Genomic DNA, 13,877 nt, shown 5'->3' with positions numbered 1-13,877 from the left:
GACACCGATCCGATTCGGTATCGCCGCCCCAATCCTGACGGTCAGTTCTCCGGTAACATCCTTGGTGAGGCAATGCGGCTTTCCATAGGCCTCGGCCATGTGGGCCGCGCCAGCCTCATGACGCGTCACGATGGTCCGGATCGGGTTGCCGGCCCCGGCCAGCGCATCGATTGCGGCGAGAAAGCTTTCCCCCGGCAGGCAGAATACCGTGTCGACGCCGTGGATCTTCAGCGTATCGATGAGGATTTCGCCACCGCTGCGCGGGCCTGAGGTCGTCAACATCGATCGTTGCTCACCCGACGATTGCTTGATGACAGAGAGCTGGCCATCGATCATGCCCTACGCTTCCAGGGAATGAGGCGATGTTCGATCTCATCGAGCACGATCGAGAACAGGAATCCGAGCACCGCGATCACGAGAAGCCCGACATACATCGTGTCGACGGTCAGCACCTGCCAGGCATTCCAGATCATGTAGCCGATGCCGTCATTGGCGGCGACCATCTCGGAAATCGCGATCAGGATCAGGCCCATTCCGACCGCCAATTTGACACCGGCCATGATCGAAGGCAACGCTCCGGGCAAGGCGATGGTTCGAAACACCTGCCACCGACTGGCCCGGTAATTGTGTCCGACGTCGAGATAGATCTTGTCGATGTTGGCGACGCCGACCACCGTATTGATGATGATCGGGTAGAACGCGCCCAGCGCGACCATGACCACCTTCGACATTTCGCCGAGACCGAAGATCAAGAGCACCAGCGGGAGAATGGCGCTCTTCGGGATCGGATAGGTGGCGGAGATCAAAGGATCGATCGCCGCACGCAGCGGCCGCGATATGCCCATGGCAAGACCAAGGAACAACGCGGGCACGCCGCCGAGCAGCATGCCGAGCGCGAGGCGCTTGAGACTTGCGATGACATTGGCGCCAAGCTCACCGGAAGCGACCAACGTGGCAAACTGATGAACGATGGCCGATGGCGGCGGAAAGAAGCGCGCATCGAGAAGCCCAAATTGGGCCGCGAGCTCCCAGAGACCCAACAGCACGATGGGCGTGACGACACCGACTACCCTGTCACGGCCTTTGACCTCGGCGCTCATACCTTCTCTCCTTCCGCGTTCTGACGTGCGCGCTGCACCTCCTCGCGCAATTGTTCCCAGATGTGGAAGACGAGATCGCCATAAGAAGGCTTTTGCCGGAGCTCCAGCACATTCCGCGGACGCGGGAACGGCACCTCGAGCACGGCCTTGGCGCGCCCAGGATTGGCAGTCATGATCATGATGCGGTCACCAAGCGTGACCGCTTCGTCCACGCTGTGGGTGATGAACACGACCGTCTTCTTGGTCGCTTCCCAGATCCGCAGCAGCTCCTCATGGAGCAGGAGCTTGTTCTGCTCGTCCAGCGCCGAGAACGGTTCGTCCATGAACAGGATTTCCGGGTCATTGGCGAAAGCTCGCACGATCGACACACGTTGGCGCATGCCGCCGGATAGCTGATTGGGATAGCGGTCGCGAAACCGCCACAGGCCGATCCGCTCGAGCCACGTGTGGACCGTGTCAGACACCTGCGCCTCAGGGACGCGCCGCATGCGCAGACCGTAGGCGGCGTTGTCGAATACCGTCATCCAGGGGAACAGCGAGTCGCCCTGGAAGATCATGGAGTTGACCGGGCGTTTCTCATCCGTCCTGTTGACGGCGACCGTGCCTGAGCTCTGAGTATCGAGCCCGGCCAGGATACGCAGCAATGTGGTCTTGCCACAGCCGCTCGGGCCAACGATCACGAAGAACTGCCCCTGCGGAATATCCATAGTGATGCCGTCGAGGGCAACGAAGCCCGACGTTCCGAAATACTTGCTGACACCAGACAGCGAAAGCTGTGGTGTCGACGACACCAGCTCCGGCCGGCCTTGTCTACTTAACGTGCTCGCAATAGCCATGACGTATCCCTGCGATTTGCCGTTAGTTCTCGACCGGCTTGTAGGAGCCAAGCTTCTGCACCGCCTTCTCGGCGAATGAGGAATCCACGACGTCTTCCACTTTGGCAGGCCGCTCAAGATAGCCGTTGTCGGCAAAGAACTTCAGATCATCGGCCATGCTCTTCACATTGACCTTGCCGTCGGGATCGATGCCATTTGGCACCATCTTCTGAAACAGGTCGGGATCCTTGAGACCCGTGCTCTTCATAATGGTCTGGATCACCTTGTCCGCGCCCTTGCCCGTGAATTTTCCGCCAGCGGTGGCATCGTTATAGACGCGCGCCGCCTTGAGGTAGGCAATCATGAAGCGCTCGGCGACGGCCGGACGCTTGGCGATGAAGTCACCGCCATAGAGCAGCACGGCAACCTGCTGATCCGGATAGCCATCGGCGACGAATTTCACGGCGACGCCGCTATTGATGGCCTGCGTGACCGACGGCTCCGTCGTGATCGCCGCATCGATTGCACCGGTGGTGAAGGCTGCGATCTGCTGGGGATAGTTGATATAGTTGTGCGTTACGTCCTTGTAAGCGAGCCCTGCGCTGCCCAGGATGTAGCTGAGCTTTGCGTTGGTCGCTGCACCCGGACCAACCTCGCCGAATTTCATTCCCTTCAGGTCCGCAACAGTCTTGACGCTGCCGTTGTCGACCAGCGCCTTGCGGACGAGCAGCGGCATGTAGTCGTAAGAGCGCGGCGTGGAGCCCTTATCGGCAACGACCTTCACATTGATGCCGCGCGCCACCGCATTGTAGAGCCCTGCGGAAGACGCTCCTGCGCCAACGTCGATCTGCCCTGCGCCCAGCGGCGCAATCATCTTCGGTCCGGAATCGAAGCTGATCAGCGTGACGTTGAGATTCTGTTCGGCAAAAAACCCACGTTCCGCGGCAAGATGAAAGACAACATCGCTGACCACGTTGTTGATCGCGACCTTGACCTCGTCGGTTTTTTCTGCCCGCGCCGGCATCATGCCCGATGCCGCGACCGAAACGACAACCAAGCTCGCGCGAATTATCCTAGAGAACATCCACCACCTCCCAATGTTTATCTGCTACCGTCCGTTCTGCGGACGCTTCGTTGTCAATGTGCTCGGATCAACCTCTTGCCTATCGCGCCCGTGCAAGAACGCGGGAGAGCGCGGCATTGGGATCCTTTTGCAGGACCTCGGCGAGGTTGACCTCCTCCTCGCCCTTGACATGGATCCGCTTGAAATCGAACTCGGGCGCGCCGACCGGCACCGTCGCGTCGAACCCCATCTTGGCGCTGATCCCGTTGCTCGTGGTTGGATCGAGCTTGGAGCCGAGCGCACCGGAAACCACCAGAAGATCGCGGTCGGCCTGGAAACGTGTCGCCACCGCCCACTCGATCTCCTCGGGATCACCGATGTTGACGTCCCTGTCGACGACGACGACCTGCTTGATGTCATAGTGGGCGCCGAAGGCAGACATGATGATGTTCTTCGGCTCGCCGTCGGTGATCTTGTCGATCTTGACGGCAAGGTGATAACGACAGGTGCCGCCGCGGGTAAGGCGTACATCGAGCACGTTCGGAAAACTGCGCCGCAGATGCTGCAGCAGCGTCGCCTCGCGCGGCACGCCGCCGAGAACGAGATGCTCGTAGCCACCGCCGACGATGGTATGGTAGATCGGCTCGGCGCGGTGAGTGACCAGATCGACCTCGATCACTTCGCGATCGGCGCGCGGTCCGTAGTATTGGGGAAATTCGCCGAATGGCCCTTCCGGCTCACGAACCCCGGGGAGAATTCGACCTTCGATCACGATCTCGGCGTGGGCGGGAACCCGGACGGAGTTGGTCTTGCACTTCACAACGTCGACGGGACGACCGAGCAGCGCCCCGGCAATCCCCATCTCGTCCTCGTCCAGCGCAGCAATCGCCTGCGATGCCAGAATCAAGGCCGGATGAACCCCGATGACGATGGCGATCTCCAGCGCCTCGCCTGCTTCCTCGGCCGTGCGGAAGTAGGAAAGTGTATGCCGGGGCAACAGCAGAATGCCGATGCGGTTCGGACCGCTGATCTGGCAGCGATGAATCGACACGTTCTGAATGCCGTTGCGCGGATTGCGCGCGATCAACAGTCCCGCCGTGATATAGGGGCCGCTATCGCGCTCGTTGTGTTTCGGGATCGGCAACTGCCGGATCAGGTCGACCTCGTTATGGACGACCTCCTGCACCGGCCCGCTTGTCACTTCCAGGCTCGGAAGCGGCGCACGCGCCGCCGCAAGGAAATGCGTCAACAACTGCTCCTCGCTGACACCGATGGAATCGGCCACCCAGTCACGGCCCGCGAACAGATTGGCGACCACCGGGATGTCGTGTCCGCCGGGTTTTGGAAACAAGACGGCGCGGTCGCGCTCAAGCCGCTTCGACACGGCAGCAAGCTCATCGACCAGCCCTACTCCCTCGCGGGCGACGGCGAGCTTGCCGCGCTTGGCGAGGTGAGCGAGCCACGCGCGCAAATCACTCGGCGCCTCCGCCGCAGCGGTTCTGGCCAGGTTCTCGGTCCGCATGTTGCGATCCTTTCCGTGGTCTTCTTCAAGCATAGGGAGCAATTTTTCGTGGCGAACGACGCTTCAATGCCTCATCCTCGCCCCAGCGGCGCACCACGCCGATGTCGATGTCGAACAGGTCGAGCACACGCCCGACCGTATGCTCGACCATGTCGTCCAGGCTGTCGGGCTTGGCATAGAACGCCGGCACCGGCGGCGCGATGATCGCTCCCATCTCTGAAAGCGCGGTCATGGTGCGTAGGTGGCCGGTGTGCAGCGGCGTCTCGCGCACCATCAACACCAGCCGGCGACGCTCCTTGAGCACGACGTCGGCGGCCCTGGTCAGGAGCGTCGTGGTGACGCCCGACGCAATCTCCGACATTGATCGCATCGAACACGGCGCGACGATCATGCCTGCCGTGCGAAACGAGCCGCTGGAGATCGAGGCTGCCATATCATCGATGGGGTGACTAAAATTGGCGAGCGCCCTCACCTCGGCAATCTTCAGGTCGGTTTCATAGGCGAAGGTCTGTTCCGCCGCCTTCGACATCACCAGGTGCGTTTCGATACCGGCGTTGCGGAGCAATTGCAGCAAGCGCACGCCGTAGACGACGCCGGAGGCACCGGAAATGCCGATAATCAGCCGTGAGGGCGTCCGATCCTGCATGATGCTTCGCTTCTGCTCCCTGGTGCCGCGACGCAAGTGACGCCAGGCGTCGCGGCCATCGAAATGAATGTTGTTTGCCTGGGCGGCGCGATGCCCCGATCTCGGGCTGCAGGCGCGTCAAGCTGTTTGAACGGACAGTAGAGGCAAGCTAAGATCAGTACAAATAATGATTGATGATTAACTCGATCATCCAAAATGATGCCTAACGGCAACCGGCAACACCGGCGCGGACAGGAAGGAAACACCAATGGAACTCAGGCAGATGCAATACTTCCTTTGCCTGGCGGAAGAGAGGAACGTGACCCGCGCAGCCCGCCAGCTCAACATCGTACAGCCGGCACTCAGCATGCAGATCGCCAAACTTGAGGCCGAGCTTGGCCAAAAGCTGTTCGAGCGGAGCATCAACGGAATGACGCTGACGGTCGCCGGCGAAGCGTTCTCGCGGCTCGTGTTTCCTATCGTGCGCGACGTCGAATATGCCAAGCAGGAAATGGCGCGGCTCAACGGCCGTATTTCCGGCCGGGTGTCGGTCGGACTGATTACTTCGGTGGCGCAGAGCACGATGGCGAGTTCGTCCGCAACCGTTGCTCATCTCTATCCGGAAATCACGCTCTCGGCCTGCGAGGGATACACGGAAACCTTGACCGACTGGGTGAATTCCGGGCAACTCGACTTTGCGCTGATCAACGTGCCACGCCGGCGCGTTTCGCTCGCCACGCACCATGTGATGGACGAAGAGATGGTGTTCGCCTGTCGAAAGGATGCGCCGATCAAGCCACCGACGAACCTGCGTTTCGGGCATCTCTCCGAGTTCGACCTGGTCATGCCATCGAAACGGCACGGCCTGCGCATGATCCTGGAGGAGCATGCCACCACAGCCGGCATCGAATTGAAGCCGAGACTGGAGCTCGACACCCTGCCCGCGGTTTGCGACGTGATCGCGACCACCAATCTCGTGACCGTGCTGCCCACGATTGCACTTCAACAGTCCCTGGCGGACGGCAGGGTGAGGGCGCACCGCTTCGCCGAACCGCGCATCGTCCGATCGATCGCCTGGGTTCATCATCCGCGCCGAATGGTGTCCGCCGCCGCCAGAGCCGTGCTGGACATCATTCGCCACGACCTGCTCGAGGCCGCAACATCGGCAAGCAACTATGTGCAGCCGGCTTCCGGAGATACCGCGAGGCGCCGAGCTATACGGCGCGCCAAGTCGCGGTAGCCATCCTGCCGGCAATCATCAGAAGCTATCGCGGTCATCATCCCTAATTATTTGCGGTGATGACGAGACGCGTCCTATGAGAGATGCGGTCACGCAACCAAGGATGCTTTCTCATGACGGGCGATCTTCGCCGCTCCTCACCGCGCGCGCAAGCCTGGGGTGCCGGCAGCGGAACAAGCCCCGAGGCTCGCTTGCGTCAGCGTTTGCCCACGCTGGATGACATCGAGCGCCGCGCCCGCCGCCGTATCCCGCGCTTCGCCTTCGATTTTCTCGAGGGCGGAACGGGTGACGATCTGAACACGCGGCGCAATCGACTGGCGCTGGATGCGGTGGAGTTGGTCCCCCGCTACGGCAAGCCTGGTCCCGTTAGCACTGAGGTTGAGCTGTTCGGCGTCCGTTGCGCCGCGCCGATCGGCATCTCTCCCGTGGGAATTGACGGCATCATCTGGCCTGGCGCCACGCGGATTTTCGCAAGCGCAGCCGGCAAGGCAAGGATTCCCTATATTGCCGGCACGCTCGCCACCGCTACGATCGAAGACGTCGCCGAGCTTGCGGGTCCTTATGCCTGGTTTCAGCTCTACGGACTGCCCGCCGACGACCACGCCGTCACCTTCGATCTGATCAAGCGGGCGGACGCGGCTGGCGTGCGAGTGCTGGCGGCGACGCTGGATGCGCCGGTTCGCTCCAAGCGTCCTCGTGATCTGCGCAACGGCCTGGTGGTCCCATTTCGTCCCACGCCAAGAACCCTCTTGGACGTGGCTCTGTCGTCGCCGTGGCTGCTTGCGCTCGCCACAGCGGGCACGCCGACCTTTCGCAACATGGAGCGTTACGTCGAAAAGCCGCCGACGCTGGCGAACACCGCCGGCTTTGTACAGAGCCAGATCAAGGGCACGTTTTCCTGGGATGTCATGAAGCGGATGCGGGATGCCTGGTCAGGCGCGCTGGTCGTAAAAGGTGTCATGCATCCCGATGATGCCGAACAGGCGCTTGCAGTGGGAGTGGATGGCATCATGGTCTCCAATCATGGTGGTCGCCAGTTCGACGCTGCGCCTGCTGCGATCGACGTCCTGCCCGCTATCGTTGCAAGAGTCGGGACGAGAGCCACCGTCCTGTTCGACAGCGGCATACGATCGGGCCTTGACGTCGCGCGCGCTATCGCGCTCGGCGCCAGCGGCACATTTGCGGGGCGCGCATTCCTTCTCGGGCTCGGCGCACTCGGTGGAAGAGGCGCAGCCTATGTCGCTGGACTCTTGAAGGAAGAGCTGGAGACCGCGATGGGACAGTTGGGCGCGCCATCGCTCGACGCGCTCGCGCAACTCACGCGCCGCCACCGCGGCGCCTTTGACTTTACCTGACTGAAGGGGAGACAGCGTTGTGCACATCATCGCGACGGGAGACATGCTGACGAACGACCTTGGCGACCGTCTGCGCGCAATCTTGGGCCCCCAAGGCCTGGTCGAGCCGAATGCTGAGTTCGAGCGCTATTGTATTTCTTTCGACGGCGCGTTCCGGGGACCCGCGCAATATGTCGCGCGCCCCTCCTCCACTGCCCAAGTTTCTGCTGTCGTGACCGCATGCCGAAAGGCAGGCATTTCGATGGTACCTCAGGGCGGCAACACCGGCCTGGCGGGCGGTGCTCAGCCAGTCGACCCCCGCAGCGTGATCATTTCGCTGGAGCGGATGCGCGCCCTACGCGCGGTCGACCCGCAGAACGACACCATTACGGTCGAGGCAGGGATGCCGCTCGCAGAGGTGCAGACGCATGCAGTTGATGTCAACCGGTTGTTTCCGCTCAGCCTCGCATCCGAAGGATCCTGCCAGATCGGCGGCAACCTTTCGACCAACGCGGGAGGAACGCAGGTCCTGCGCTACGGCAATATGCGCGCTCTGACGCTCGGGCTCGAAGTCGTTCTTCCCGACGGCAGCATGTGGAGCGGGCTGCGGGGCTTGCGCAAAGACTCGACCGGCTATGATCTTAAACAACTCTTTATCGGAGCCGAGGGCACGCTCGGCATCATCACCGCCGCCACGCTGCGGCTATTTCCGAGACCACGAGACATCGTCACGGCTTTCGTTGCTGTCCCAACGCCGGTGGCGGCACTTGATCTCCTCCACATCGCCCGCAGCCACGTCGGGGAGAGCCTCAGCGCGTTTGAGCTGATGCGGCGCGAATGCATGAAGTGGGTCTTGGTGGCGCTGCCGGAAGCGATCTCACCGTTTGCCGAGGAGCACCCGTGGTATGTGCTCATCGAGGCGGCGGGCCATGGCGAACCGGGTACGCTGCGCAGTCCGATCGAGCAATTGCTGTCCGAAGCATTGGAAAAAGGCCTGGTGATCGACGGCGTGCTCGCGGATTCTGAGGCGAAGCGTCTCCGTCTCTGGGCCCTTCGCGAAGGTCAGGCCGAAGCACAGAAAGCGGGTGGTGCCGGCATTAAGCACGACGTCTCGGTCCCGGTGTCGCAGGTGCCTGAGTTCATCGAGCGTGCCGACGCTGCCCTGGCGCACGCAGTCCCGGGCATCCGTCCCTTTGCGTTCGGCCATCTCGGCGACGGCAATATTCATTATAATCCGATGCCGCCGCTGGGCATTAGCTCCGGTCAGTTCATTGAACGTCGGAGCGAAATCAACCGGATTGTGCACGACATCGTCGCCGATCTCGGCGGTTCGATCAGCGCAGAACACGGCGTTGGCCAACTCCGTCGATCGGAGATGCTCCGCTACAAATCACGAGCAGAGCTGAACGCGCTGAAGCTCCTGAAGCAAGCCTTCGATCCCCACAATCTCATGAACCCTGGCAAAGTCATCGCGTAAGCCTGCCGAAGAGACGTTTGGCTTCGCGTTTGCTCGATCCGAGGAGGACTCCTAAGGCTTCAGATCCATATCGATGCGAATGAAGTCGCCGCGATAGGTCACTTCGCCGAGGTAGATGACGCGATCGCTAGCGGTGTTGAAGACCCGCCGCACCTCCGCGACCGGAGAACCAAGCGGAATTTCAAGAAGCTTGGATGCTTCGAGATCGGCTGTACCGATCGTAAGTGTCTGGCGAGCGCGGGTTATCTTGGGACTGCGCATGGAAGCCAAAATCGGAATCACCACTTCCCGCCGGAAACGAGTCGGGTGCTTCTGAAAAACCGCCTCATCGAGAAAAATCGAGATGACGCAGTAGGGCTGCTTCTCGCGATAATGCACGCGCTTCATGTGAACGTAGCGTTCAGCCGGCGTTCCATCACTTGCGTTCAGGGCCGGCTTGATATTCGAGGGCTCCGATACATTGATGATCTTTGGCGAAGTGTCCTTATACATCTCCACGAGCTGCGAGAGGCTGGTCTCGACCGGGAGCCAGCGATCCTGCACCGGAGTTTGCGCGACGTAGGTACCGCTGCCCTGTCTTGCTTCGAGAAGATGTTCATTGACCAAGATGTCGATCGCCTGGCGAATGGTGATTCGCGACACGCCGAACTCTTCAGCCAGCGCCTCATTTGGCGGAAGGCGAGCCTGCTTAGGCCAATAATTGCGAGCGATCCGCTGTCGCAGAATGTCTGCAATCTGCGCGTATTTAGGGGCGTACGTATCCGCGGAAAGCACCATCTTGGCATCCTAGAGCTATAGTTGCATTGTCCTCCAGCGTAGCCAAAAAAACAACAGCAGACCGCAAACTATCCCGCCTGGCTCCGGGAAAGTATGTGGTGCGCCCCCTTCTCGCCGATCATGATCGAAGCAGCGTTGGTATTTGCAGAGGTCACGACCGGCATCACCGAAGCGTCGGCCACCCGCAAACGATCGATTCCTCTTACGCGCAGTTCGGGATCGACCACCGCATCCGCTCCGCCCATGCGGCAAGTCCCAACGCAGTGGAACACCGTGCCGCCATGCATCTGCGCGAACCGCCAGAGCCCCTCTTCGCCCGCGAACTCCGGCCCCGGAAGAACCTCCGATTCCATCAGCCCCCGAAACGACTTCTGGTCAAAAATTTCCCGCAGCATCTGCAAACCCGCCACGACGGTCTTGCGGTCGATGGCTTCTGCAAAATAGTTGGGAACAATGCGGGGCTGATCGAGCGGATCCGCCGACCGACACTGGACGGTTCCTCGCGACTTGGCGTGAGACTGCCAGACCGATGCCGTGAAGCCGGAATAGCGATGCAAGGGCTCTCCCGGCTTGTCGACCGAGAGAGGCATAACGTTGAACTGGACGTCCGGACGGCCGCCGATCGCGTGCTGCGTGCATGCAGCTCCCCCAACTTGCCCCGCACCGACGGTAAGGGCACCGCCCTTGTTGAGGGCCCAGCGCGCGCCCATGGCGGCGAGCTTCACGGGATTGCGTACTTCATCATTCAGAGAAATTGGCCGTCTCAGCCGGACTATGGCTCTCGCCTGATAATGATCCTGAAGATTGGCTCCAACTTCCGGCTGATCCACAGCAACCGGAATCTTCAACGAACGAAGCAGATCCGCAGGGCCAATACCCGACAATTGAAGAAGATGCGGGGATTGAATTGCCCCGGCGCACAGGATGACCTCGCGGTCGGCATGGGCAACCTCGACGCGACCGTCGCGGATATATTCGACGCCGGTTGCGACCTGTGCGCGCACGATTATCTTGCTGACGTGAGCATGAGCGACCAGCGTGAGATTCTGCCGCTTCAGGGCAGGATACAGGAAGGCGCTCGCCGAACTGGTTCTCCAGTGAGAGCCAATGCTCAATTGATACCGCCCGACGCCGTAAGTCGTCGCGGCGTTGAAATCAGCATTGAAGGGCAAACCGAATTCAGATCCCGCCGCCAACCAGGAATCACAGGCGACATTCCGGTTGCGCAGATTGGAAACCTCGAACTCGCCGCCCCCTCCGCGATACTCGCTGTCTCCGCCTTCGTAGCGTTCATACCGTTTGAAGAACGGAAGCACCTCCTTGTAGCTCCATCCTGAAGCGCCGAGCTTTGACCAATCGTCAAAATCCTCGTGCTGCCCCCTGATGAAGATCAGTCCGTTGATGGAGGATGAACCGCCGATGACCCGACCGCGCGGCCACACAATGGCTCGCCCTCCCGTTCCCTCGCAAGGCTCCGTATCAAACTGCCGAGAAAAACGCTTGTCGTAGATCGTCCTGTAATAGCCTACCGGGAGCTTCAGCCAAAAGTTCCGGTCGCTGCCGCCGGTCTCGAGGAGGAGGACGCGCCGCGCCGGATCGGCAGATAGCCTGTTTGCAAGAACGCACCCGGCCGAACCGGCACCAACGATGATATAGTCGTATCCAGAGCTCATTAGATTCGAATTTTCCTGCGCGAGAGACGAACCAACGTGGGTGAGACAGACCTAGCCGATCGCCATTGCGGGCTGCGGCTTTTCCCTGGTCTGTTCGCGATTCTCGATCGCACCGCGGATGAGCCAATCCTGGATGTGCTGGACAAACTCGTTCCGGATCTGCACGTGCTGCTTCGAGTCCCAGAGATTCTGCAGCTCGTCCGGGTCCGCTTCCAGATCATAGAGTTCACCGCAGCTCTCGCCCAAATACCAAACGGCTTTCCAGCGCGCATCGCGACGCATGACGATGCACTCCGATCCGCTCTGGATGTGATCCCGATAGAGTTCGGAATAGACGCTGTCGCGGACGGTTGCAGTGCCATCCTCCAGAACGGGCCGCAGCGATACCGCTTCCCAGCCCGCAGGAATGCCCACACCGGCATAGTCGAGAATGGTGGGGGCAATGTCCATCAGTTGGACCAACGAATCCGTCCGGACATCGCGCGTCTTGAGATCTGAACTCCACACGACCAGCGGAACCTTGGTCGCGGTATCGTACATGTTCCATTTCTGGATATGCCCATGATCCCCGAGGTTCTCGCCGTGATCAGAAGTGAAAATCACGATGGCGTTCTTCAGATAGCCCTTCCGCTCGAGCACGCTCATGATATTGCCGACCTGCTCATCGATCAGCGTGACGTTCGCTGCGTAGTAGCGCCGCATCCGGCGGATCGCCTCGGTGCTCGGATCGTTCTTCCACGCAACGCAATCGAAATTCTTGTCGATCATGTTCTGTCGCAGTGCCCGATGCGCCGGCGGTTGGGCAGCCAACTCGGCCGCCGTCGTCCTGGGCATGGGAACGTCGACGTCGTCATACATGTCAATATAGCGCCGCGGCGGGTCGAACGGAGGATGCGGCCCCGGAAAGCCGATCTCGAGGAAGAGCGGCGCGTCCGCCTGCCGCTCCTCAAGCCACCAGCATGCGGTGCGTCCCACGAACGTGTCCGGATGCATCGACTCGTCGTATTCCCAGGGATACGCGCCCAACGCTTCCTTGAAGTAATCCGGATCGCGCTTGTATCTGGCGTAGCGAGTCGGACGGGTCAGCCCCTGCGCCCGCAGCGCGATATCCCAATGATCATAATAGGCCCGCTCCGGTTCATCGAGGAACATCGGCCGGTCCTTGTTTTCCACGACGATACGCTGGTGAAACCCTCCAGGCGCGTCGTAAGGATTCGTATGCATCTTCCCGATATTGACGCAGTGGTATCCGGCCTCGGCCAGCAACCGGACCCAGGCCGGCTCCCACTTGTAGAAATTCATCGTGACGTGATGACTGTGGGGGTACATCCCGGTGAAGAGGCTGGCGCGCGCCGGAACGCACAGCGGCGACGGCGTATAGCAATTTCTGAACGATACCCCCGAGGCGACAAGGCGATCCAGATTTGGCGTCTTCATCCAATGCGCGCCCAACCCGGCCACAGTGTCATGGCGCTGCTGGTCGGTAATGATGAGAATGATGTTCGGACGATCGACCATCGATCATGCTCCTTGCTGCGATAACGATCGTCGTTTCCGATCAGGCCGCAGGTGTACCTGGCCGGAAACGAAATATGCAGAAGCCGGCAACATCCCATTCCGTCCAGCGACGTCAGGATGCCTTGGCTGCCGGCAGCAATCGCGCCGGAAAGCCCACGAGCAGCACGACAACTCCAAGCGCCGCCAACGCAGCGATCCCATAGAACCCGGCACTGAAGCTACCCGTGGCATCTTTGATCATGCCCATGAAGTTCGACGCGAAGATGCCGCCGAGAGCTCCGATGCTCGCTACGAGCGCGATGCCTCCCGGCGCCGAGCGGGCACGGAAGTAGCTCGGAGGAATCGTCCCAGAAAACGGACCAAAACGCATAATGGCCGGATGCGACAAGGGCGAGCGACACGACCGCGAGAAGGGGATCATGCACGCCGGCCGGCAGCAGCATGAGGCCGACGACTGAAAGCGCCTGTCCGAACGCCGCGTGCCATCGACGCTCCATCTTCTTGTCGGATCGCCAGGCCACAGTCGTCATCATCACCACGCCGGCCACGAACGGAACCGCGTTCAGCAGGCCAAGATACCAGACATTGGCAACCCCGGATCCCTTGAGGATCGACGGACCCCAGAACGCAAATGTATTTGCGACCGCGTACTGGGTGTGTTCGCCGTCGAGACCTTTGAGACAAATTGAAGGATTTTGCGGAGGGAGGATTTCTGGTTCATCGTAGCCACCAG

Annotated in this window: 12 protein-coding genes and 1 pseudogene; 3 read left to right on the top strand and 10 right to left on the bottom strand. The window is 60.8% G+C overall.

The genetic code is table 11. The features are described 5' to 3' along the window. From AAFX91_RS30515 to AAFX91_RS30490, 6 genes are all read right to left on the bottom strand, one after another. Positions 1 to 282: thiamine pyrophosphate-binding protein (locus AAFX91_RS30515; protein ID WP_394569079.1), on the bottom strand; the 282-nt coding region annotated here is incomplete at its 3' end. 50 nt (positions 283 to 332) lie between these two features. Then, on the bottom strand, positions 333 to 1,100 hold the full coding sequence (locus AAFX91_RS30510) for an ABC transporter permease (protein WP_130579892.1): 768 nt from the start codon (positions 1,098 to 1,100) through the stop codon (positions 333 to 335). Then, the gene (locus AAFX91_RS30505; RefSeq protein ID WP_130579891.1) at positions 1,097 to 1,936 is read right to left on the bottom strand and encodes an ABC transporter ATP-binding protein; all 840 of its coding nucleotides are present in this window, start codon (positions 1,934 to 1,936) and stop codon (positions 1,097 to 1,099) included. The genes AAFX91_RS30510 and AAFX91_RS30505 overlap by 4 nt, the downstream gene beginning before the upstream one ends. Before the next feature lie 22 nt (positions 1,937 to 1,958). Continuing rightward, entirely contained in the window at positions 1,959 to 2,999 is a 1,041-nt protein-coding gene (locus AAFX91_RS30500) for an ABC transporter substrate-binding protein (protein ID WP_394569078.1), read from the bottom strand. Positions 3,000 to 3,078: 79 nt separating this feature from the next. Beyond that, entirely contained in the window at positions 3,079 to 4,500 is a 1,422-nt protein-coding gene (locus AAFX91_RS30495) for a UbiD family decarboxylase (protein ID WP_130579889.1), read from the bottom strand. A gap of 25 nt (positions 4,501 to 4,525) precedes the next feature. Next, on the bottom strand, positions 4,526 to 5,146 hold the full coding sequence (locus tag AAFX91_RS30490; RefSeq protein ID WP_130579888.1) for a UbiX family flavin prenyltransferase: 621 nt from the start codon (positions 5,144 to 5,146) through the stop codon (positions 4,526 to 4,528). A 247-nt stretch (positions 5,147 to 5,393) separates the two neighbouring features. Here AAFX91_RS30490 and AAFX91_RS30485 point away from each other — a divergent pair, with 247 nt between their 5' ends. From AAFX91_RS30485 to AAFX91_RS30475, 3 genes are all read left to right on the top strand, one after another. Further along, positions 5,394 to 6,365, top strand: coding sequence for a LysR family transcriptional regulator (locus tag AAFX91_RS30485; RefSeq protein WP_130579887.1), 972 nt, complete (start codon positions 5,394 to 5,396; stop codon positions 6,363 to 6,365). A gap of 113 nt (positions 6,366 to 6,478) precedes the next feature. After that, entirely contained in the window at positions 6,479 to 7,720 is a 1,242-nt protein-coding gene (locus AAFX91_RS30480; RefSeq protein ID WP_394569077.1) for an alpha-hydroxy acid oxidase, read from the top strand. Between the two features lie 19 nt (positions 7,721 to 7,739). Further along, positions 7,740 to 9,176 carry an FAD-binding oxidoreductase gene (locus AAFX91_RS30475; protein ID WP_394569076.1) on the top strand — a complete coding sequence of 479 codons (1,437 nt, stop codon included), beginning with the start codon at positions 7,740 to 7,742 and terminating at the stop codon, positions 9,174 to 9,176. A 51-nt stretch (positions 9,177 to 9,227) separates the two neighbouring features. Here the strand turns inward: AAFX91_RS30475 and AAFX91_RS30470 are convergent, their stop codons facing one another. From AAFX91_RS30470 to AAFX91_RS30455, 4 genes and pseudogenes are all read right to left on the bottom strand, one after another. After that, complete coding sequence (locus AAFX91_RS30470; RefSeq protein WP_130579885.1) at positions 9,228 to 9,953, bottom strand: GntR family transcriptional regulator; 726 nt, start codon at positions 9,951 to 9,953, stop codon at positions 9,228 to 9,230. Between the two features lie 68 nt (positions 9,954 to 10,021). Beyond that, on the bottom strand, positions 10,022 to 11,626 hold the full coding sequence (locus AAFX91_RS30465) for a GMC family oxidoreductase (RefSeq protein ID WP_394569075.1): 1,605 nt from the start codon (positions 11,624 to 11,626) through the stop codon (positions 10,022 to 10,024). 51 nt (positions 11,627 to 11,677) lie between these two features. Next, entirely contained in the window at positions 11,678 to 13,144 is a 1,467-nt protein-coding gene (locus AAFX91_RS30460) for a sulfatase (RefSeq protein WP_394569074.1), read from the bottom strand. Between the two features lie 218 nt (positions 13,145 to 13,362). Next, positions 13,363 to 13,877, bottom strand: a pseudogene (locus tag AAFX91_RS30455) (hypothetical protein); the annotation flags it as partial.

This window comes from Bradyrhizobium sp. 31Argb (assembly GCF_043638955.1).
In the GTDB taxonomy this organism is placed as follows: domain Bacteria; phylum Pseudomonadota; class Alphaproteobacteria; order Rhizobiales; family Xanthobacteraceae; genus Bradyrhizobium.
This window is presented reverse-complemented; position numbering and strand designations above follow the sequence as displayed.

Bases quoted from the DNA above. Each gene is read 5' to 3' on its own strand.
- AAFX91_RS30510 (WP_130579892.1), bottom strand. From the start codon at position 1,100: ATGAGCGCCGAGGTCAAAGGCCGTGACAGGGTAGTCGGTGTCGTCACG.
- AAFX91_RS30505 (WP_130579891.1), bottom strand. From the start codon at position 1,936: ATGGCTATTGCGAGCACGTTAAGTAGACAAGGCCGGCCGGAGCTGGTG.
- AAFX91_RS30500 (WP_394569078.1), bottom strand. From the start codon at position 2,999: ATGTTCTCTAGGATAATTCGCGCGAGCTTGGTTGTCGTTTCGGTCGCG.
- AAFX91_RS30495 (WP_130579889.1), bottom strand. From the start codon at position 4,500: ATGCGGACCGAGAACCTGGCCAGAACCGCTGCGGCGGAGGCGCCGAGT.
- AAFX91_RS30490 (WP_130579888.1), bottom strand. From the start codon at position 5,146: ATGCAGGATCGGACGCCCTCACGGCTGATTATCGGCATTTCCGGTGCC.
- AAFX91_RS30485 (WP_130579887.1), top strand. From the start codon at position 5,394: ATGGAACTCAGGCAGATGCAATACTTCCTTTGCCTGGCGGAAGAGAGG.
- AAFX91_RS30480 (WP_394569077.1), top strand. From the start codon at position 6,479: ATGACGGGCGATCTTCGCCGCTCCTCACCGCGCGCGCAAGCCTGGGGT.
- AAFX91_RS30470 (WP_130579885.1), bottom strand. From the start codon at position 9,953: ATGGTGCTTTCCGCGGATACGTACGCCCCTAAATACGCGCAGATTGCA.
- AAFX91_RS30465 (WP_394569075.1), bottom strand. From the start codon at position 11,626: ATGAGCTCTGGATACGACTATATCATCGTTGGTGCCGGTTCGGCCGGG.
- AAFX91_RS30460 (WP_394569074.1), bottom strand. From the start codon at position 13,144: ATGGTCGATCGTCCGAACATCATTCTCATCATTACCGACCAGCAGCGC.